Raw genomic sequence first — 21,649 nt, 5'->3', positions numbered from 1 at the left:
TTTTTTCTAATATTCCTGACGTCTGTATACCCCTGGAGCAACGCCATACCTCTTATGGAAGACTCGATGAAAATAGGGATAGCTGCCGAAGCCACAATCCTCGGCAATCTGTTCTAGTGTCAAGGATGTGTATTTCATTCGCTCAATTGCCGCAGATAAACGGATTTCAAGGGCATATTCAATCATCGTTTTTCCAACACTGCTTTTAAAAAGATGAACGGACCGGGAGATGCTAAGACCGGCATGCTTTGCCACATCTTCGACTTTAAAGGCGGTTGTAGCATGTTCTTCAATGAATCGCAGCATCCTTGTCACAGTATACGGAACGTTGAAAGAAGGCACTGTTTCATTAATGGCTCGTTCTAAAGTTAAGCAGAGAGCTCGCAGCAAATAGCTGCTGAGCTCTTCGTTTTGGCTGGAGGTTGGACGGCGTTTTTCAATCATGATATGACGCCATAGCACCAGCAGTTTATCATCCAAATCGATTCTGGAGACCTCTGGCTTTTTGGAACGATTCCACCATTCGTCCACCCATGAACCTTCGCAGACTAAATGATAGTCGCCGCTGTTTTGGCCAGGATGTACGAGTAGTTCATAGTGATCCCCTGGTTTTATGAGCAGAAGATCTCCTTTCTCCAGTTCCATTTTTCTACCCTTCACCACTACTTCACAAAGGCCTTCTGTTTGCAGCCGGAATAGATAAGAGGGATATCCTGATGTATGCTGCGAATGATATCCATTTGTGTGATACGAATAGCCGCAAAATAAAATATTTGTTGTCATATGCTCCCTCGTTTTAAATAAAATAGCAAGATAGTAGATGTTTTAATTATATCATCTATGTTTAATTGCTGTAACACCCTTTAATATGTAATCAAATAAGGAAGGTTTTTAAAATGGGGGGATAAGGATGAAAAAGATTCCAATCGCTGTACAAATGTTTACACTGCGGGAAGAAAGTGCCCAAGATTTTGCCGGAACGTTAAAAAAAGTAGCTGATCTTGGCTTTGATGGTGTTGAATTTGCCGGATATGGAGGATTATCAGCAAAAGAAGTAAGAGTATTATTAGATGAGTTTGGCCTGCAAGCAGCAGCCAGTCACGTGCCGCTGGAAGCATTGGAAAATAATCTGTATCAAGTGATTGAGGATCAGAAAATAGTAGGCAGTAACTATGTGGTCTGCCCATACCTACTTCCAGAACGCCGCAGCATAGAAGATTACAAAGCACTTATTGCCTTTTTAGATAGAGCTGGAGAAACCTGCCGTCGTGAAGGCATTTCCCTTTGCTACCATAATCATGATTTTGAACTGGAAGTGCTGCCCAATGGCAAAACGATTCTCGAAACCATTTTTGATAAAACGGAATCCAGTAATGTAAAGACGGAATTGGACGTTTATTGGCTGACAAAAGCGGGTGAAAATCCAGTTGGGTGGATCAATCGATACAAAAATCGAACACCTCTTATTCATTTAAAGGACATGACAACAGATGGAGAACAATTTTTTGCCGAACTTGGAACAGGCGGGGTAGACATTGAAGCCGTGCTGCGTAAAGGAAAGGAAAATGGAGTACAGTGGTGGGTGATCGAGCAGGATGTTTGCCGCCGTTCCCCCTTGGAAAGCATTGAAATCAGCATGAATTACTTAAAATCTGTGAATAGTAATTAAGTTACCCGAGTTCAATATTTTACACCCTATGTGTCAATGTAAGCCGTTTCATTAATTGTACTATCATTTAAAATAATAGATAAAGTAAATTGATATGGGAGTTGGATATTATGGTTAAAGTAACAGTATGGAATGAAAACCGTCACGAACAAAAAAATCCAGTTGTAAGAGATCTTTATCCGAATGGAATTCACGGAACAATTGCAGAATTTTTAAAGGAAAATGGTCATGAAATTAAGACCGCAACACTTGATGAACCTGAGCATGGCTTAACGGATGAAGTTCTAAACCATACGGATGTATTAGTTTGGTGGGGGCATTTAGCACATGGTGAAGTAAAGGATGAAATTGTTCAAAAGGTTCAACAGCGTGTCCTTGATGGCATGGGACTGATTGTTCTTCATTCCGGGCATTTCTCAAAAATCTTTAAAACATTAATGGGAACAAGCTGTGATTTAAAATGGCGGGAAGCAGACGAAAAAGAACGACTATGGGTCGTAAGCCCAAGCCACCCAATTGTAGAAGGTATCTCAGAATATATTGAATTAGAAAAAGAAGAAATGTATGGAGAGCATTTTGATATCCCACAGCCTGATGAACTTATCTTTACAAGTTGGTTTGAAGGAGGGGAAGTGTTCCGCAGCGGGTGTACATACAAACGTGGGAACGGAAAAGTATTCTACTTCCGTCCTGGCCATGAAACATACCCTACTTACCACAACAAAGACATTCAACGTGTTATTAGCAATGCAGTAAAATGGGCAGAACCGGTAAAGCGTGAACGTCCGGTCTATGGAAATGCTAAACCACTTGAACTAATTGGAGGGAAGTAATCATGGAAAAGTTAAGAGTAGCAGTAATAGGCTGTGGCAGCATTGCCCAGCACCGCCATTTACCTGAATATCAATCCAATAAAAATGTTGAACTTATTGCTGTATGTGATAGTAATGAAGAACGTGCACAAACAGTAGCTGAAAAATATGGTGTTAAAGCCTATACGAACTATGAAGAGGTAATAAGCAGCGGTTTAGTGGATGCAGTCAGTGTTTGTACACCAAACTACCTTCATGCACCTATTTCAATTGCGGCTTTACATGCAGGTCTTCATGTTCTTTGTGAAAAACCTATGGCGACTTCAAAACAAGAAGCAGAAGAGATGATAGCAGCAGCGAATGAAAGCGGCAAGAAATTAATGATTGCTCATAATCAGCGGTTTGTACCTTCTCATCAAAGGGCCCGTAAGTTAATCGAGAGCGGGGAGATTGGTAAAATCTATAGTTTCCGCACAGCATTTGGTCATGGAGGACCAGAAGGCTGGAGTGTCGAAGGAAAAGAGGGCTGGTTCTTTCAAAAAGAAAAAGCATTTGTTGGAGCTATGGGTGATTTAGGGGTTCATAAGACAGACTTACTTCGCTATGTATTAGGTGAAGAAATTACAGAAGTAGGTGCTTTTGTTGAAACAAGTGCAAAGGACTTCGCTGATGTTGATGATAACGCAGTGTGTGTCCTGAAAACAGAAAGTGGCATCATTGGTACTCTGGCAGCAAGCTGGGCTTACGTTAGCAAGGAAGATAACTCTACTATTATTTATGGAGAAAAAGCAATTCTTCGTCTTGAAGATGACCCAATTAATTCATTAGTGGTTCAATACGCGAACGGAGAAGTAGTAAATTATCAACTTGGTAAGATACAGTCAAATGCCGAGGGCGGTCAAAATAATTCCCACGTAATTGATAAGTTTGTTGAATCTATTCTTCATGATCATGAACCACCGGTACCAGGTGAAGAAGGTATGAAATCACTTGAGGTGATTTTGGCAGCACTCGAGTCGAATGAAACAAAACAAATAATTAGAGTGAGCGAACGATGAATAAACTGCGAATTGGAATTATCGGGGTTGGCGGAATTGCACAAGGACGTCATATCCCTGCTTTTTTACAATTAAATGATAGTTGTGAAATTACAGCGCTTAGTGATGTCAACATTGATAGAGCAAGGGAAACCGCTGAGAAATATAACATCCCTCATGTTTTTGAAGATTATCATGAACTTTTCTCAGAGGTTGATGCCGTTTGTATTTGCACACCAAATAAGTTCCACGCTGAAATTACGATTGCTGCATTTGAAGCAGGTGTCCATGTATTGTGTGAGAAACCGATGGCGTTACGTGCAGAGGAATGCGAGGCGATGGTAACGGCTTCGAAAAAAGCAGATAAAGTTCTCGCCATTGCCTATCATTACCGTTTTATGAAAGAAGCACAAGCGGCCAAAAAAGCTATGCAAGAAGTAGGTACACCACTTGTGGTCAGAGTTCAGGCATTAAGACGCCGTAAAGTTCCTGGGTGGGGAGTTTTCACCAACAAAGACCTGCAGGGCGGAGGCAGTTTGATTGACTATGGTTGTCATCTGCTCGATTTAGCGCTTTGGCTGATGGGAAATCCAAACCATCTCACGGTGACAGGCACCGCTTATAATGCGTTAAGTAAGATTCCTAATCAAGTGAATCAATGGGGCTCGTTTAATCATGAAACCTTTAATGTCGATGATCATGTGACAGCTTATATTCAATTTGAAAATGGTGCCTCCATGTTGTTCGAGACATCATGGGCCGCAAATATTAAAGATGACGCTGAACACCTCAGCATTTCCGGAGTAGACGGAGGACTAAGTGTTTTTCCTTTTGAACTATATACGACAAAGAATGGAATGCTATTAAATAGTGAAGCTGCGTGGCTGCCAGGTGAGGAAGAACCAGGTCTGTCGCAAGCAAAGAATTTTATCCACACCTGTTTAGGGAAGGAAGAGTTGGTCGTAAAACCGGAAGAAGCTCTTCAGGTTTCACAGATTATTGATCGAATATATGCGAGTGAGGGGAATCATTTATGAAACTAGGTGTTTTTACTGTACTATTTGGGGAAAAATCATTTGAAGAAATGCTTGATACTGTCAAAGATGCTGGCCTTCATGCTGTTGAAATCGGAACAGGCTGTTATCCGGGGAACAGTCATTGTGACTTAGATGGTTTATTAGAGAGTGAAGAAGCGCGCAAGCAATACATTCAAAAAGTGGAGCAGCAGAATCTCATCATTAGTGCGTTTAGCTGTCATGGTAATCCTATTTCACCCGAAGAAGGATTTGCGAAAAACTCTCACGAGACACTATTAAAAACCATAAAACTTGCTTCACTTCTGGGTGTCCCAGTTGTAAATTGTTTTTCCGGTACCGCTGGAGATCATGAGGGAGCAAAATACCCAAATTGGCCTGTCACTCCATGGCCGAATGAATATGGCTCAGTCTTACAGTGGCAATGGGAAGAAAAATTAATCCCATACTGGAAAGAAGTGGGGCAGTATGCACAGGAGCACAATGTGAAAATTGGGCTGGAGCTTCATGGAGGCTTTTTGGTACACACACCCTACACGCTTTTAAAACTACGTGAGCAAACTTGTGACGCGATTGGTGCCAATTTAGATCCAAGCCACTTATGGTGGCAGGGTATTGACCCAGTAGCTGCAATCAAAATTTTAGCGAAGGAAAATGCGATTCACCATTTCCATGCAAAAGACACATACATTGACCAAGAAAATGTAAATATGTATGGATTAACAGATATGCAGCCTTATGGAGAATTAAGAACCCGCGCTTGGACCTTCCGATCAGTTGGCTGTGGCCATAGCTTAAAAGAATGGTCGGATATGATGAGTGCGCTTCGCACATATGGGTATGACTATGTTGTTAGTATTGAGCATGAGGACGCAATTATGTCGATTGAAGAAGGATTTAAACGCGCCGTAACCAATCTGAAGTCCGTTTTAATCGAAGAGCCTGTTTCACAAATGTGGTGGGCATAGACATCAAAGAAAGGGTTGCAGATATGAATAAAAAATGGTGGAAAGAAAGTGTCGCCTATCAGGTGTATCCTCGAAGTTTTATGGATAGCAATGGCGATGGAATTGGCGATTTAAAAGGTGTTACCTCCAAATTAGACTACCTTAAGGAATTAGGGATTGATGTGATTTGGCTATCTCCAATGTACAAATCTCCTAATGATGATAATGGCTATGATATATCAGATTACCAAGATATTATGGATGAATTCGGGACTATGGCCGATTTTGATGAGCTGCTGGAAGGTGTTCACAGTCGCGGAATGAAGTTGATTCTTGATTTGGTCATCAATCACACGAGTGATGAGCATCCTTGGTTTATCGAGTCGCGCTCTTCAAAAAACAATCCAAAACGAGATTGGTACATTTGGAGTGAGGGAAAGAATGGGAAGGAACCGAATAACTGGGAATCAATTTTCAGCGGTTCTGCATGGAAATATGATGAAGCAACTGAGGAATATTTCATGCATATTTTTTCCGAAAGGCAGCCAGATTTAAATTGGGAAAACCCAGAGGTTCGGAATGCTTTATACGATATGGTGAACTGGTGGCTAGAAAAAGGAATCGACGGCTTCCGTGTTGATGCGATTTCCCATATAAGAAAAGAACCAGGTTTTCCTGATATGCCAAATCCAAAAAAATTAGATTATGTACCTTGTTTTCCTTACATGATGAATGTGGACGGAATTGATGAATGGTTAACGGAGTTTTCTCAGAAAACGATTAAAAACTTCGACATTATGACGGTTGGGGAAGCGAATGGTGTTGGGTTAGATGATGCCGATAAATGGGTTGGCGAAGAAAACGGTTATTTTAATATGATTTTTCAATTTGAATTTTTAGGCCTGTGGGATAAAAATGCAGAGGGGAAAGTCGACATTACGGCGTTGAAAAAGAATTTGACCAAATGGCAAAAAGGGTTGGAAGGCAAGGGCTGGAATGCTTTGTTTATCGAAAACCATGATCAGCCGCGCCGGGTTTCAAACTGGGGAAATGACCGGAAATATTGGAAAGAAAGTGCGAAAATGCTTGGCGCGATGTATTTCCTTATGAAGGGGACTCCTTTTATCTATCAGGGCCAGGAGATAGGGATGACCAACGTCCAATTTCCTTCTATTGAAGAGTACAATGATGTTGGGATGGTTAATTATTACAAGGTGGAAACTGCAAAGGGTCGGTCTCATGATGAAATCATGGAGATTATTTGGGAGCAATGTCGTGATAACGCACGAACTCCGATGCAATGGGATTCCAGCAACATGGGAGGTTTTTCAAAGGCAGACCATACATGGCTGGGTGTAAATCCAAATTATCGTGAGATTAATGTTGAAGCCCAGGTAAATGACCCGGATTCTATTTTTTCTTTCTATAAGAGATTGATCCAATTACGGAAAGATAATCCACTATTTGTATATGGAACGTATGAATTGCTATTAGCGAATCATCCGAAATTGTTTGTTTATACCCGTAAATTGGGAAGCAAAAAAGCAATTGTCATCAATAACTTTAGTGACCAATCAACGAGATTCCATGTACCAAACAGTGTGTCTTTTTCTAAATCGGAACTAGTCCTTCAAAATTATCACACAGCAGATAAAAAACTGCGGAAGGAATTTACGCTTAAACCTTATGAAACAAGAGTTTATTTACTGAAATAAAGAACAGGAGCCTAAATTCCAAGGCTCCTGTTTTGTATTAATTTAATACCGCTTTACTAAACCGTTCCCACGGTTTGCTTAGCCAACGCTTTAAAGCAAAACAGCCGCGTAACCACTCATCTGCTCCTTGTGCAAGCCATATGCCTAAAAGTCCCAAACCATAATGAACGCCAAGTAAATAACTAAGTGAGACTGCGACTCCCCACATCGAAATAATCCCAATGATAACCGGAAAACGAACATCTCCAGTAGACTTTAATGAGCCCATTAAGACGATGTTCATTGCTCTTCCAGGTTCAACGAAGACAATAGCCCATAAAACAGGAAGTCCGACCATAATGATGGATGGGTCCTCTGTAAATAAATTTAAGATCGTGTCCCCGCCAATCGCTATTACTAATGAAGCAAGGGTTGAAGCAAGCATAGCGATCTTTAACGTGCGGATCCCACGTTTTAAGGCACGATCATATTGTTTTCCACCAATATATCGTGCTACTAATAACTGAGTCCCTTGAGCTATCGCGACGGTGAACAAAAAGCAGAGCATGCTGATATTTAATATATATACTCTTGCAGCTAGGGAGGCAGTCCCCATTGTAACAACAAAGCTTGTCATGACCACCTGTGATAATTGGTAGGAAAGGTTTTCTCCAGCTGATGGAATTCCAATCTGAAGTAAACCGCGAATATCCTCTTTTTTGGCGTTAAATATGTCCTTGATTACTATTTTTAAAGAAAGTCTGCTATATAACAAATATAATAATGCACCAACAGCATAGACACGTGCTGCAAAAATAGCCCAGGATACACCAGTGACACCTGTAATCGGCAGTCCAAATATTCCAGTAGTCGCGATAATATTTCCGCCAATACTGATTAAATTCATAAAAACGGTGACCATCATGGATTCCTTCGTGTATCCATGACTACGCAGGATCGCACTTAAAGCCAGTGAAAGTGATTCGAAAAAGAGTGAAAGGGCACAAATCCGTACAAAGGTAAGTCCATGTTCATAAACTGTTCCATGAACGTTATACAATCGAAGCAGCGGTTCTCCTAGAGCGAAAACTAGAATCGCAATACATATTCCAAACCAGAAATTAAGACCAAATACGGAACGGGATAATTGCCGCGCACGCTGAAGTTTTCCTGCACCAAGATTCTGGCTGATTAAAACCGTTGCACCAATCGAAGTCACATTAAAAACCAAAATAAAAATATTAAGCAGCTGGTTAGCAACACCAACACCAGCTACTGCCTCATCGGAGTATTGGCTTAACATTAACGTAGCCACAATACCCATTCCCATATGAAGCGACAGTTCAATTAAGAGCGGCCACGTAATACTAAATAAAGTCTGTTCTTGATATTTGCTTTTTTGTTCCTCCACGTTATTCTCCAATCTAAATTTTCATCAAAAATCTTGTTTCATTTTACTCCTAATTAAGTCATATAGGAATAGGAAATTATCGTTTAAAATTATTACCAATATAGCAAACCAGATATGGAAAAATAATAAGATTGTTATATAGCTTTGAATTTGCTATTTTAAAACTATATATATGAAATAGGGGGAACTATGAAGATAAATAGAAATATCTATATACGTTTGTTAATCCTCATTTTTTGTTTACTGGTCCTTTTTGAAGTAGCAGATATTGTTTTCCCTGAACTTTTTCATTCTATTAAAATAATAAGCTATCTTACAATTACTATATATATAGGTGCTACATTTATCTTGTTCTTTTTAGTAAAAGATTTTGATCAAAAGGCAAATGAGTTTCGAAAAAACCAACAAAAAATGAAAAATATATTTGATACGCTTGATGTTGCAATTTGGTCACATGATTTAAAGAACAACACATTGTTAATTACTCCTGGAATTGAAAAATTATACGGCTACAAGTTGGAAAATTTCTATGAAGATTCAAACCTTTGGAAAGAGGTTATTTATCCTGAGGATTTGTATGTATTAGAGGAAAGAGGTAAGAAACTTGCAGGTGGTGAAACAGCCACAAGCCAATATCGTATTATCCGTCCAGATGGTGAAGTGCGCTGGATTCAGGATAGAGGAATACCAACCTTTGACTCAAAAGGGGAGTTAGTTGATTTTAATAGCGTGTTATTCGACATTACCGATCGGAAAGAAAGTGAAGGACTATATCAAAGTTTAGTCGAGATGTCACCTGATATTATTGCTGTCGTTTATAATGGGAAAATTGAATATATTAATGAGGCGGGCTGCAAATTAATTGGTGCACAAAGTCTTGAGCAAGTGATTGGTCAATCAGCTAAGAATTTTGTTCCTACTCAAATTACAGATTTAATTAAAAGTAAGGTATTCTCTTCAGAGAAGTTGGAAAATGAACGGCATAGGTTTGAATTTCAGGTTAGACGAACAGATGGCGAAAGTATTGATGTGGAGATGGCAGCAAGGTCTATTCTTTACGATGGCAGATTTGCTGTTCAAGTAGTAGGCAGAGATATCACGCAAAGAAAGAAATCCGAGCAGACGATTAAATTCATGGCTTTTTATGATACATTAACGGGTTTACCAAATCGAAATCAATTTAGAACCCATTTAAATGAGGTCTTACACCAACAAGAGAATAGTATGCACGCCGTGTTATTCATAGATTTAGACCGTTTTAAAATAATCAACGATACGAAAGGTCACTCGGTTGGCGACATTATTCTCCAAAAGGTGGCAGGGCGTTTGGAAAAAGCAGTGCAAAGTGAAGGATTAGTTTCACGACAGGGTGGGGATGAATTTATTATTGTCCTCGAGGATATTGATCTAGAAAAGGCCTCCCATGTGTCCAAACGAATATTGAATGAATTTGCTTTTCCTTTTGAAGTGAACAAGGATGAGTTTTATGTAACACCGAGTATTGGTATTAGTATCTACCCAACAGATGGAAACGATGAGGAAACGCTCATCAAAAATGCCGATACCGCCATGTACCAAGCGAAAGAACGTGGAAAAAATAATTATCAATTCTACTCCAATAACCTTGATGGTATTTCAACCTGGAAAATGAAATTGGAGAACTGGTTAAGAAGAGCATTGGAGCAAAAGCAAATGACCCTTCACTACCAACCACAGATAGATTTACCTACAGGGGAAATTGTCGGAGTGGAAGCATTGATTCGATGGAATCATCCAGAATATGGATATATTGCTCCATCTGAATTTATTCCACTTGCTGAAGAAACAGGTCTTATTGTGCCATTAGGAAAATGGATATTACGAGAGGCGTGTGAACGCAGAAAGGCTTGGAAGGACGCTGGATTTGAAGATTTTCCAATCGCTGTAAACGTTTCTGTACGACAATTTCAGGATGAACACTTTATCAGTTTTATTGCTGATTTGCTAGAGGAAATAGGGCTTGAGGCAAATTATTTGGAACTGGAAATTACAGAAAGTCTTATGCAAAATTTAGAAAACTCAACCATTATCCTCAATCAATTAAAGAGTCTGGGAGTATTATTGTCGGTTGATGATTTTGGAACAGGCTATTCCTCATTGAGCTATTTGAAACATCTGCCAATCGATAAAATTAAAATTGATAAATCCTTTGTCGACGACATCATCTATCATTCTAATCAAGGAATGATGGTGAAAACCATTATTGATATGGGAGTCAATTTGAAATTTACTGTCATTGCAGAGGGGATTGAAACCGAAGAGCAGGTTAAATTCTTAACACGGAATGCATGTCAGATTGGTCAAGGTTATTACTATAGTAAACCATTATCTTCTGAGAAATTGGAAGAGTTTCTATCAAAGGGCAATATTTTAGCGCAATAATTGACACAAAGAGGCGGAACTTACCGCCTCTTTTGCATATATTGTAAACCACAATGAAGCGTTAGTTTCCCCATTTCAAGTGTACGGTTAAGGAACAGCAACTCGTGGGACTGCCAGGTTCTGGCTGTGTTGCCAGTTCAAAGGTCACACCGGTGGGCGTGTATTTTGTCTCTACAGGAACTCTTAGTCCAATTGATTTAATTAAGATATCTACTTCTGCTTTGTTTCCTTTTTGTGCAGCTGACATTAACTTAACGTCAAAATCGGGATCTCCTAATCGGTCCAACAGGATACTGCCTTGGTCCATTAATAATCGATACGATTTAATGGACTTTGTAAATACATTTACATCCACCTGTGGGTATTGTCTCGTTAATGGTTGGTAGTATTGATAACCCGGGTAAGCAGGGGGCTGCGGATGTAGTGGGTAAGGATAATGGTAATAGTACATCATAACGCTCCTTCCATTTTAAAAACACGGCAATATACGATATGGGATTTTGACTGATATGGTTACATTAAAAGCGCTTGGATTTTGTAAACGAAATGGAGAAAGTGTGATATTCTTTGATTGGAGGTGTTGACCGTGACATACAAAAAAATTAGTCCAAAAGAACTTCATGAAAGAATACAAGGCAAAGAAAAGGTAGTAGTTCTTGATGTTCGAGCAGAAGCAAAATATAAAGACTTCCATATTGAGGATTCTCAGGTGCTGAGTGTTAATATTCCGAAAACGGAAATTTTCGAACTTACAGATGGTACGGAGTCTTTAGCATTACCGAAGGAAGGACCAATCGTTGTTACCTGTACGACGGGAAACTCCGCAGAAAAGTGTGCTAAAATTCTTGACGGTCTCGGGCTTCAGGTTGAAGTCTTAGAAGGTGGCCTGACGGCTTGGAAAGAATTTAGAAAATAACTTGGAGAGAGTAATATGCTGCTGAAATTAAATAAACAACTAGAAAAAATCATGCCGTTAATCACTCCCACAAGTGTTGTATTGGGTGTATTACTTTCGGTTTATATTAAGGATTTTACCTACTTAATCCCTTGGATATTTGCTTTTATGACCTTTGCCGGGAGCTTAAATTCCAATTTCAAATCTTTATCAGACGTGGTCCGCCATCCACTTCCGATTTTTGCAGCAATGGTCTTATTACACATCCTCATGCCGATTTGGGCATGGGGTGTCGGGCATATAACATTTCAAGGTGACATTTTTACGATTACCGGAATTGTATTAGGCATGGCTATACCTACTGGGGTAACGAGCTTTATTTGGGTTTCGATTTATAAAGGAAATATCCCGCTCACCTTATCGATTATTTTAATAGATACGCTGCTTTCCCCGTTAATTGTTCCTTATTGTCTTACATTATTAATAGGTGAAAGAATTGAAATGGACGTCTTGGGTATCATGCAGGGATTGGTTGGAATGATTGTAGTACCTTCCATTCTAGGAATGGTACTCAATCAATTATTAAAAGGCGATGTGACGAAAAAACTAAGCTCTACTTTGGCACCTTTTTCAAAAATCAGTATTGGAATTGTTGTCATGCTTAACGGTGCAGTCATTGCGCCTTATTTAAAAGAAATAAATTTAAAATTAATTAGTATTACACTCGTAGTCTTTTTTATTGCTGTCACAGGTTATGTATTTTCGTTTCTCATAGGTAAACTAATTAGAAGTGACCGGGATACCGTGGTATCTTTGACTTTCTCGGGTGGTATGAGAAATATTAGTGCAGGGGCTGTTATTGCAGTCACTTATTTTCCACCAGCCGTGGCTGTTCCGGTAGTTGTCGGGATGCTGTTCCAGCAAATTCTCGCTTCTTTTACGGGATATTTTATGGGCCGTTATTTTAACAAGAAAAGGATATATTTAAAGATTGAAGGAATTAACAAAAATGAAGGTATTTAAACGAAGGAATTAACAACAGAGAATTAGATAAACAACTTAGGCACTTCAAATAGAAGTGTCTCTTTTGGTTGTTACACTGTGATTTTGGGTAAAGTAATTGAAGAAAAAATTATTGACATGAAACCAAATGGTTTTATATAATTCAAGAAGTGAAACCAAATGGTTTTATATTAAAAGATGAAAGTAGGAGAAGTTCTTGCAAAATACATTACAAGATATTAAACAAACAGTTGTCATTAACGCACCTATTCAAAAGGTTTGGGAACAGGTGTCAACATCAGAAGGAATTGCAGCCTGGTTTATGCCAAATGACTTTAAACCAGAAGTAGGCTATGAATTCCATATACAATCCCCATTTGGTCCATCACCTTGTAAGGTGACTGAATTTGACCCTCCAAATACGCTTTCATTCACATGGGATACAGATGGATGGTTTTTATCGTTTATCTTGAAGGAAATGGATGATCAAACTGAATTCACCCTCATCCATGGTGGTTGGAAACCAGCGGATGAAATTGTTGGAAAAGCAGGCGAAAAAGCTTCTATTATCCGTGAACGCATGTCTCACGGCTGGACTGGTATTCTTGAAAAACTACGTAATCTTTTGGAGAACTAAGTGTCTGCTTCAGCACAAAAGCATGATGTTTTTCAAGCAATCGCTGATCCAACGCGGAGAGAAGTACTAAGATTACTCGCAGAAAAAGAGCGGCCCATTTCAGAAATAACTGCCCATTTTCCCATGAGCAGAACCGCCGTTGCTAAACATCTTCAAGTCCTTTCGGAAGCTGAATTAGTGAGTGGAAAAAAGGTAGGAAGAGAGAAAATATATCGGCTGCACCCCGAGCCGTTAACAGAACTTAAGCACTGGCTTTCCTTCTACGAAAAATTCTGGGAAAACAAGCTATCAATTCTTAAGCATATAGTTGAAAATCCAAGTTTAAACGATATGAAGGCAGATGAAACCGACAAATAGTAATGTCGGTTTTTTTGTGACTTATTATTATATCAATCAATGTGGTGATGAAGGACAAATCTTAAGAAGGTAAACAGAGATTAGGCCTTCATAGACAGAATGAAGGACAAATCGTAAGAAGGTAAACAGAGATTAGTCCTTCATAGACAGGATGAAGGACAAATCGTAAGAAGGTAAACAGAGATTAGGCCTTCATAGACAGGATGAAGGACAAATCATAAGAAGGTAATAAGAGATTAGTCCTTCATAGGCATGATGAAGGACAAATCGTAAGAAGGTAAACAGAGATTAGGCCTTCATAGACAGGATGAAGGACAAATCGTAAGAAGGTAAGCAGAGATTAGGCCTTCATAGACAGGATGAAGGACAAATCGTAAGAAGGTAAACAGAGATTAGTCCTTCATAGACAGGATTAAGGACAAATCGTAAGAAGATAAGCAGAGATTAGTCCTTCATAGACAGGATGAAGGACAAATCGTAAGAAGGTAAACAGAGATTAGTCCTTCATAGACAGGATGAAGGACAAATCGTAAGAAGGTAAACAGAGATTAGGCCTTCATAGACAGGATGAAGGACAAATCATAAGAAGGTAATTAGAGATTAGTCCTTCATAGACAGGATGAAGGACAAATCATAAGAAGGTAATAAGAGATTAGTCCTTCATAGACAGGATGAAGGACAAATCGTAAGAAGGTAAGCAGAGATTAGTCCTTCATATCCCAGAGTAGAACTTCATTTTTATACATAGTTATTAGAATATTGTGATAAAATATTTATATTACATTTATAGGAGAGAAGAAATATGTGGGCTTTTATATTAGTTGTTTTGATGCTTTTTCTAATTCCTGGGCCTGCTGTTTTATTAACTGTTACGCAAACAGTAAGAGGCGGGTTGAAGACGGGAATTATTACCGGTGCCGGGATAGCTGTTGGGGACCTCATCCATACAGTTGCGGCTGTTCTGGGACTCTCAGCCATCCTAATGACCTCAGCATTAGCGTTTGAAATAGTAAAATATTTGGGTGCTGCCTATTTAATTTTCTTAGGGATAAAATCCTTGCTTGAAAAAACAAAAAAACAAGAAAAACCTGTTGAAAAAAAGGCAAATGCAGCAGTGTCTTTTCGCCAGGCGTTATTTATTGAACTGCTTAATCCTAAAACAGCATTATTTTTCTTAGCGTTTTTACCACAATTCGTCCGTACTGAAGGTCCACCAGTAGTCTATCAACTATTAAGCCTGGGGCTTGTCTTTGTGTTAATGAGTATTTTGTACACCTCACTGTTATCCATTCTAGCAAGTTCAATAGGGAATAAACTAATTTCAAAAGAAGGCAAAATGTCCCGCTGGCAGGGTAAGGTGGTTGGAACAATCTATATTGGTTTAGGTTTACAATTGGTCTTTCAAAATCAAAAATAAGTGAAAGCGGCACATTGAAAAGTGTGCCGCTTTTTCTGCCTATAACGGTAATATGCAACCCTATCCTATATGTATAAATTTTCCCCCATGGAAAATATTAGACATACATGAACTTTTTTCAAAGTTAGTGGTTACCTTAAAATATCAAATACCTTTTATTCAGTTTAAGGGAGATTGTAATGAATACGGAAAAAATAGGTGGACTCCAACTTTTCTATTTAATGGCTGGATACGTGTTAGGGACTGCGATTATTTTAGGGTTAGGCCAAGACGTGAAGCAGGATGCATGGATACTTATAGCAGTCGGTATGTTAAGCAGTTTGATATTAATGGTTGTTTATACACAATTAGCAGCCTATTATCCAGGTGATTCACTGGTTCAGATGCTTCCAAAGATTATTGGGAAGTTTCTTTCCTATCCGGTCATTCTGCTCTATATATTACATTTTACCTATTCAGCTGCCAGGGGGAGCAGGGAATTAGGTGACCTTATTGTTACTACTATTCTTTCTGAAACCCCTATTATTGTTGTCATTGGAAGCTTTATGCTGCTGATGATTTATTGTTTGCGTGGTGGAGTTGAAACGTTTGGTCGAATGGCAGAAATTGTTTTTCCGGTGTATATTTTTTCTCTCATTCTGATTTGGATTCTTCTACTTAGCGTTGATCAATTTGATATGAAACATCTTACACCTGTACTAGGAAATGGTATAAAGCCAGTCTTGAAAGCAGCATTTCCTAGTGCTATTAATTTCCCATTTGGAGAAACCATTGTCATCATGATGTTTTTCCCTTTTCTAAGCAATAAGAAGTATGTTAGAAAAATAGGAATGTCCATCATTCTAGTCGGCGGACTTCTCTTAACGATTAATTCCATTATGATGATCTCTGTATTAGGACCGGAAATTTACAGCAAGGATATTTTTTCACTTCTTGCAGCCACTCAAATGGTATCTGTAGCCGATTTTCTCGAACGTTTTGATGCACTAGTTATTTTAATGATGGTCGCAGGAGTGTTTTTTAAGGTTGGAGCGTTTATATTCGGAGCTGCTGTTGGAATTTCTCAATTATTGAGATTAAAGCAGTCTCGCTCTGTAATTCTAGCACTTGGGACAATAATAACGCCATTATCGCTTTTAAGCGCATCTAGTTTTGTGGAACATTTAGAAATTGGATTTAAATATTATCTTCCTTATATACATACTTTTTTACAAATCATTATGCCAATCTTATTTCTTTGTACGGCTTTCCTTCGCAAAAAAATGGGTCATCTATAGGTCATTTTATGATTAGGGTGGTGCTGCCATTGAGAATTTTAAGGCAGAAAAGAAAATTAACTTTAAAAAAACAATCGCATAAATGGGACAACACTCAGGAGCAAAATGAAAAAGATGTATTATCTGGGATCCTTGATGAAGACTTTAATCAGATTAAGCAACTTTTTGAAGGGGCTGCTGATTTTGCTTATCGGGAGCTTGAAATAAACTCTACTTATTCTGCTGTCATTTTATATCTTAATGGGTTAGTCAACGTGGACAGATTGGAATTCCATGTGATTAATCCTTTGTTAAAACGCAACGGGGAATTACTGAAGCATTCTGAACCAACGTTTGATCACATCAAAGCCTTGCTGAGTTCAGCTCAAGTAGCCCAAGGGCAAACATTCCAGGAAGTGATTGAACAAATTCTATCAGGCGGCACGATTTTACTAATTAATGGCTTTAAAAAAGCTCTTTTTATAAGCGAACAGTCATGGGAACAGCGCGCGGTTGATGAACCTGTGTCTGAAGCAGTCGTCTTAGGTCCGAGAGAAGGTTTTACAGAAAATATCCGAACCAATATTAGTATGATTCGAAGACGGTTGAAAACAACAAAACTGAAATTTGAATATATGAAGATTGGAACCCTTTCTAGTACGGAAGTGGTATTTACCTATCTCGAAGATATAGCACAGCAATCCATAGTAGAGGAAGTTCGGAGCAGATTAAATAGAATTGATATCGACGCGATTGAGGATAGTGGCTACATTGTAGAGTTTATTGAAGACCAGCCATTTTCACTGTTTCCCCAAGTTTTGCAGACAGAACGACCGGATCGAGTGGTCGGTAATCTTCTCGAAGGAAAAATCGGGATTATGGTTGCGAATAGCCCTTTTGCACTCATTGTTCCAGTAACTTTTTTTCAAATGATGAATTCCCCTGAAGACTATTATGGAAGATTTATCATGACTTCGTTTATAAGGTTTATTAGGTATTTATTTTTATTTGTTGCTTTATTATTCCCTGCCATTTATATTGCGGTAACAACCTTCCATCATGAATTACTGCCAACAAATCTTATATTTAGTGTCGCTGCCTCAAGGGATAAGGTACCATTTCCAGCGGTGATTGAAGCTTTATTAATGGAAATAACCTTTGAAGCACTGCGTGAAGCAGGTTTAAGATTGCCCAGACCGATCGGATCGACAGTAAGTATTGTTGGTGCATTGGTGGTTGGTCAAGCAGCTGTAGAGGCTGGAATTGTTTCAGCTCCATTAGTCATTGTTGTAGCAACTACAGGTATTGCGTCATTTATGTTTCCTAGTTATCCATTAACAGGAGCCATTCGACTCCTTCGGTTTTTTATGATTTTTTTAGCAGCAACGCTTGGATTTTATGGCATCCTGCTGGGAGTTTTCTTTATATTGGTTCACCTCGTTCAACTTCGATCTTTTGGTGTTCCCTATTTGTCACCTATAGCCCCATTTCATTTTAACGACCTTAAAGATATATTTATTCGAGCTCCATGGTGGAAGTTAAATGAACGTCCACAAGAAACGGGAAAAAGGAATTTGAAGAGGTTACGTACCCGAAAAAGTAAATACTAGTTCGTTTCTAAAAGGACAGGATGGTATCGATGAAAGTGATTAGAATGCATTTATTAGGGGTAACGGCAATGATTTTACTTACAGGTTGTTGGAACCGTATTGAAATTAATGACATTGCCATTGTTACGGCTATTGGATTAGATCTCGCAGAAGGAGAAAAACTCCGTCTATCACTTCAAGTAGCCGTTCCATCAAAGTTAGGATCAACGGGAGGGAGCGGAGGCGGAACTGGTGGAAAAAGCACAATTGTCATTTCAGAGACTGGTGAAACGGTATCTGAGGCATACCGTAATATACAAGGGAAGCTGTCGAGACGCATATTTTTTTCCCAAAGCAGGGTCCTATTGATCGGAGAGGAATTAGCAAAAAAGGGTGTTCATCATATCATTGATTTCCATACAAGGTATGCTGAACCTCGTATTAACAGTTTTATTATGTTTACAAAGGGTAAAGCTTCTAAAATTATTAACAATATGCCGAAATTTGAAAGTGTTTCGGCAGAAGAAATGAAAGAACTTGCAAAGATGAATGTAGGTTTAAAAATTTATGTAAGGGATTTTCTGAACATGCTTCTTACTGATGGAATGGAGCCATTTGCTCCCCAGTATACTTTAGAATCATTAGAAGTAAATGCGAAAAATAAATCAGGGAAAATCCAGGCTGTAGATGGAATTGCTGTGTTTAAAAAAGACAAGCTAATAGGTTGGATGGATGAAGTTGAAACCAGGGGACTTTTATGGCTTCGTAATGAAATAAAAACAGGAGTTATTACCATTAAAATACCTGAAGAGGATGGTAGTGGAAATATTAGTATGGAAATTGTTCGAGCTGATACGAATATCGTTCCCATACTAAAACATGGAGAAATAAAACTGACAGTAAATGTAATCTCAGAATTGAGTGTAATAGAGAATGACTCGAAGTTAAAGTTATATGAAACAAGAGTAATCGAAGAAATACAAAAAAATATTGAAAATGAAATAAGGGACAAAATTCAAATAGTAGTGGATATTGCTCAAAAGGAGTACCAGTCAGACATATTAGGATTTGGACAATCCGTATACAAGAAATATCCTAAAGAATGGAATACTAACTATAAAAAGAATTGGGAACAGGAATTTGCACAAGTAAAGGTTACCATAAATTCAAAAGCTTTCGTAAGACGAATCGGTCTAATTAAATAACCAAAAAGGAATTGAAAATGCTCAAAATCATTTTGATGATTCTCATTTTTGTTACACTTATAGCTTGGGAAGTTCCACAATTAGTTAAAAGAAAAGAATTGAAAGAATTAGTTGTTTTTTCACTGCTCATGTTAATCGGATTAGCATTAAGTGTACTCGCGATCATTCGGTCTTTTATTTAATTTTGAAAAAAAGTTGACACGAATAATATAATATGGTTTAAAATTATATTGAATTAGCACTCTGATAGGTGGAGTGCTAATAAGCATGGAAGGAGAATTTTTTATGGCAAAAAAGCAGTTTAAAGCTGAGTCTAAAAGACTGTTAGAAATGATGATTAACTCTATTTATACACATCGTGAGGTATTTTTACGAGAGTTAATCTCTAATGCAAGCGATGCGATTGACAAAATCTACTACAAAGCATTAACAGATGACGCATTAAGCTTCGACAAGGACAGCTACTTTATTAAAGTAATCCCTGACAAGGAAAATAGAACCTTGAAAATTATTGATACTGGGATTGGGATGACAAAGGAAGAGCTTGAGACAAATCTTGGAACGATTGCCAAGAGTGGCTCTTTAGCTTTTAAAAAGGAAACAGAACTAAAAGATGGCTATGACATTATTGGTCAATTTGGTGTAGGTTTCTATGCTGCTTTCATGGTGGCGGATGTTGTGACGGTTATTAGTAAAGCATTAGGAAGCGAAGAAGCTTACAAGTGGGAATCCACGGGTGCTGAAGGCTATACCATTGAGATTGTTGAGAAAGATTCAGTTGGAACTGAAATTATTCTTAAGGTCAAAGAAAATACCGAAGATGAAAATTATGATGAATTTTTAGAAGAGTATCGTTTAAAGTCTATTATTAAAAAGTACTCTGATTTTATCCGCTACCCAATTAAAATGGATGTTTCTAGTAGAAGACCAAAAGAAGGCAGCGATAATGAGTTTGAGGATTATGTAGAGGAACAAGTTATTAATAGTATGGTTCCTATTTGGAAGAAAAATAAAAGCGAACTAACAGACGAAGATTATACGAACTTCTACGCAGAAAAAAGATATGGTTTTGATAAGCCGATTAAACATATCCATATCAGTGTAGATGGAACCATTCGATATAATGCCATTTTGTATATCCCGGAGAAAACTCCATTTGATTTCTATTCAAAAGAATTTGAAAAAGGCTTGGAGCTTTATTCTAATGGCGTTTTAATTATGGAAAAATGTGCGGACCTGCTTCCAGACCATTTTAGCTTCGTTAAAGGAATGGTAGACTCTGAGGACTTATCGCTAAATATTTCTCGTGAGATGTTACAGCATGACCGTCAATTAAAGCTTATCTCTAAAAATATTAACAAAAAAATTAAGAGTGAATTGCAAAGCCTCTTAAATAACGAACGAGAAAAATATGAAGAGTTTTATAAATCATTTGGCCGCCAGTTAAAATACGGAGTTTATAGTGAATTCGGAGCCAATAAAGAAGTATTGCAGGACCTTATTATGTTCTACTCATCCAAAGAGAAGAAACTCGTTAGTTTAGATGAGTACGTTTCAAGAATGCCTGAAGAGCAAAAGTATATTTACTATGCTTCTGGTGAATCAATCGAAAGAATCGATAAACTGCCACAAGCAGAGTTTGTTTCTGAAAAAGGGTATGAGATTCTATACTTCACTGAGGATATTGATGAATTTGCCATCAAAATGCTAATGACATACAAGGAGAAAGAATTTAAATCCATCTCCAGTGGTGATTTGGGCATCGAAGGTGAAGAAAACAAAACAGATTCCGAAACAGAAGATAAGGAAAGCAAAGAAATCTTTGACTATATGAAAGGTATCCTGGCTGATAAAGTCAAGGATGTCAGAGTTTCAAAACGCTTAAAGTCACATCCTGTCTGCTTGGCAACTGAGGGTGACATCTCAATAGAAATGGAAAAAATCCTTGCAGCAATGCCAGATAATCAAAATATTAAAGCTGACAAGGTCTTAGAAATTAATAAGAATCATGAAGTATTCCAATCCTTAAAAGAAGCATTTGAAAATGACAAAGAAAAGCTAGATCTGTATACGAAGTTACTATACAATCAAGCATTGCTGATTGAAGGATTGCCAATCCAGGATCCAGTAGAATTTACAAATGATATCTGCAAGATAATGGTATAATCATCCCGGGTATATTTTCCTATGGATAATAAATTTGAATACCATAGACATGAAAAAGCCGCTCTCACATGATTGTGAGGCGGCTTTTACTATTATTGTA

The 21,649-nt window shown here is 38.2% G+C and carries 20 protein-coding genes; 17 read left to right on the top strand and 3 right to left on the bottom strand.

From position 1 onward, the window contains the following. Positions 1-6: 6 nt before the first annotated feature. The gene (locus QUG14_RS14490; RefSeq protein WP_289341241.1) at positions 7-783 is read right to left on the bottom strand and encodes an AraC family transcriptional regulator; all 777 of its coding nucleotides are present in this window, start codon (positions 781-783) and stop codon (positions 7-9) included. Between the two features lie 127 nt (positions 784-910). Between QUG14_RS14490 and QUG14_RS14485 the strand changes: the two genes are divergently transcribed. The 6 genes from QUG14_RS14485 to QUG14_RS14460 all read left to right on the top strand — a co-directional run bounded on the left by QUG14_RS14485 (position 911) and on the right by QUG14_RS14460 (position 7,214). Further along, on the top strand, positions 911-1,669 hold the full coding sequence (locus QUG14_RS14485; RefSeq protein ID WP_289341240.1) for a sugar phosphate isomerase/epimerase family protein: 759 nt from the start codon (positions 911-913) through the stop codon (positions 1,667-1,669). 110 nt (positions 1,670-1,779) lie between these two features. Then, the gene (locus QUG14_RS14480; RefSeq protein WP_289341239.1) at positions 1,780-2,502 is read left to right on the top strand and encodes a ThuA domain-containing protein; all 723 of its coding nucleotides are present in this window, start codon (positions 1,780-1,782) and stop codon (positions 2,500-2,502) included. A 2-nt stretch (positions 2,503-2,504) separates the two neighbouring features. After that, positions 2,505-3,539 (top strand): Gfo/Idh/MocA family protein, encoded by a 1,035-nt coding sequence (locus QUG14_RS14475; RefSeq protein ID WP_289341238.1) that lies wholly within the window; start codon positions 2,505-2,507, stop codon positions 3,537-3,539. Beyond that, the gene (locus QUG14_RS14470) at positions 3,536-4,555 is read left to right on the top strand and encodes a Gfo/Idh/MocA family protein (RefSeq protein WP_289341237.1); all 1,020 of its coding nucleotides are present in this window, start codon (positions 3,536-3,538) and stop codon (positions 4,553-4,555) included. The genes QUG14_RS14475 and QUG14_RS14470 overlap by 4 nt, the downstream gene beginning before the upstream one ends. After that, positions 4,552-5,520 carry a sugar phosphate isomerase/epimerase family protein gene (locus tag QUG14_RS14465; RefSeq protein WP_289341236.1) on the top strand — a complete coding sequence of 323 codons (969 nt, stop codon included), beginning with the start codon at positions 4,552-4,554 and terminating at the stop codon, positions 5,518-5,520. The genes QUG14_RS14470 and QUG14_RS14465 overlap by 4 nt, the downstream gene beginning before the upstream one ends. 23 nt (positions 5,521-5,543) lie before the next feature. Beyond that, a complete protein-coding gene (locus QUG14_RS14460; protein ID WP_289341235.1) occupies positions 5,544-7,214 on the top strand; it encodes a glycoside hydrolase family 13 protein in 1,671 nt (556 codons plus the stop codon). A 37-nt stretch (positions 7,215-7,251) separates the two neighbouring features. Here the strand turns inward: QUG14_RS14460 and QUG14_RS14455 are convergent, their stop codons facing one another. After that, positions 7,252-8,604, bottom strand: coding sequence for an MATE family efflux transporter (locus QUG14_RS14455; protein ID WP_289341234.1), 1,353 nt, complete (start codon positions 8,602-8,604; stop codon positions 7,252-7,254). Between the two features lie 189 nt (positions 8,605-8,793). Here QUG14_RS14455 and QUG14_RS14450 point away from each other — a divergent pair, with 189 nt between their 5' ends. Further along, positions 8,794-11,025: a sensor domain-containing protein gene (locus tag QUG14_RS14450; RefSeq protein ID WP_289341233.1), complete on the top strand. Its 2,232-nt coding sequence runs from the start codon at positions 8,794-8,796 to the stop codon at positions 11,023-11,025. A gap of 61 nt (positions 11,026-11,086) precedes the next feature. On the opposite strand, the gene QUG14_RS14445 is transcribed toward QUG14_RS14450, so the two are convergent. Then, on the bottom strand, positions 11,087-11,476 hold the full coding sequence (locus tag QUG14_RS14445; protein WP_289341232.1) for a YuzC family spore coat inner layer protein: 390 nt from the start codon (positions 11,474-11,476) through the stop codon (positions 11,087-11,089). A 135-nt stretch (positions 11,477-11,611) separates the two neighbouring features. Between QUG14_RS14445 and QUG14_RS14440 the strand changes: the two genes are divergently transcribed. From QUG14_RS14440 to htpG, 10 genes are all read left to right on the top strand, one after another. Beyond that, positions 11,612-11,941 carry a rhodanese-like domain-containing protein gene (locus tag QUG14_RS14440; RefSeq protein WP_289341231.1) on the top strand — a complete coding sequence of 110 codons (330 nt, stop codon included), beginning with the start codon at positions 11,612-11,614 and terminating at the stop codon, positions 11,939-11,941. Between the two features lie 15 nt (positions 11,942-11,956). After that, positions 11,957-12,943, top strand: coding sequence for a bile acid:sodium symporter family protein (locus QUG14_RS14435; RefSeq protein WP_289341230.1), 987 nt, complete (start codon positions 11,957-11,959; stop codon positions 12,941-12,943). Between the two features lie 196 nt (positions 12,944-13,139). Further along, entirely contained in the window at positions 13,140-13,559 is a 420-nt protein-coding gene (locus QUG14_RS14430) for an SRPBCC family protein (protein ID WP_289341229.1), read from the top strand. Then, complete coding sequence (locus tag QUG14_RS14425) at positions 13,560-13,916, top strand: ArsR/SmtB family transcription factor (protein WP_289341228.1); 357 nt, start codon at positions 13,560-13,562, stop codon at positions 13,914-13,916. A gap of 802 nt (positions 13,917-14,718) precedes the next feature. After that, positions 14,719-15,333 (top strand): LysE family translocator, encoded by a 615-nt coding sequence (locus QUG14_RS14420; protein ID WP_289341227.1) that lies wholly within the window; start codon positions 14,719-14,721, stop codon positions 15,331-15,333. A gap of 179 nt (positions 15,334-15,512) precedes the next feature. Further along, the gene (locus QUG14_RS14415; protein WP_289341226.1) at positions 15,513-16,610 is read left to right on the top strand and encodes a GerAB/ArcD/ProY family transporter; all 1,098 of its coding nucleotides are present in this window, start codon (positions 15,513-15,515) and stop codon (positions 16,608-16,610) included. 29 nt (positions 16,611-16,639) lie between these two features. Then, complete coding sequence (locus QUG14_RS14410) at positions 16,640-18,199, top strand: spore germination protein (protein ID WP_289341225.1); 1,560 nt, start codon at positions 16,640-16,642, stop codon at positions 18,197-18,199. A 29-nt stretch (positions 18,200-18,228) separates the two neighbouring features. After that, complete coding sequence (locus QUG14_RS14405) at positions 18,229-19,383, top strand: Ger(x)C family spore germination protein (RefSeq protein ID WP_289341224.1); 1,155 nt, start codon at positions 18,229-18,231, stop codon at positions 19,381-19,383. 17 nt (positions 19,384-19,400) lie between these two features. Continuing rightward, on the top strand, positions 19,401-19,565 hold the full coding sequence (locus tag QUG14_RS14400; RefSeq protein WP_289341223.1) for a hypothetical protein: 165 nt from the start codon (positions 19,401-19,403) through the stop codon (positions 19,563-19,565). 103 nt (positions 19,566-19,668) lie between these two features. Beyond that, the gene (gene htpG, locus QUG14_RS14395; RefSeq protein WP_289341222.1) at positions 19,669-21,549 is read left to right on the top strand and encodes a molecular chaperone HtpG; all 1,881 of its coding nucleotides are present in this window, start codon (positions 19,669-19,671) and stop codon (positions 21,547-21,549) included. Positions 21,550-21,649 lie beyond the last annotated feature (100 nt).

The sequence above is a fragment of the Neobacillus sp. CF12 genome, assembly GCF_030348765.1.
In the GTDB taxonomy this organism is placed as follows: Bacteria; Bacillota; Bacilli; order Bacillales; family Cytobacillaceae; genus Neobacillus.
The sequence above is the reverse complement of the archived record's forward strand: the minus strand, read 5'-3'. Positions and strand labels throughout refer to the sequence as shown.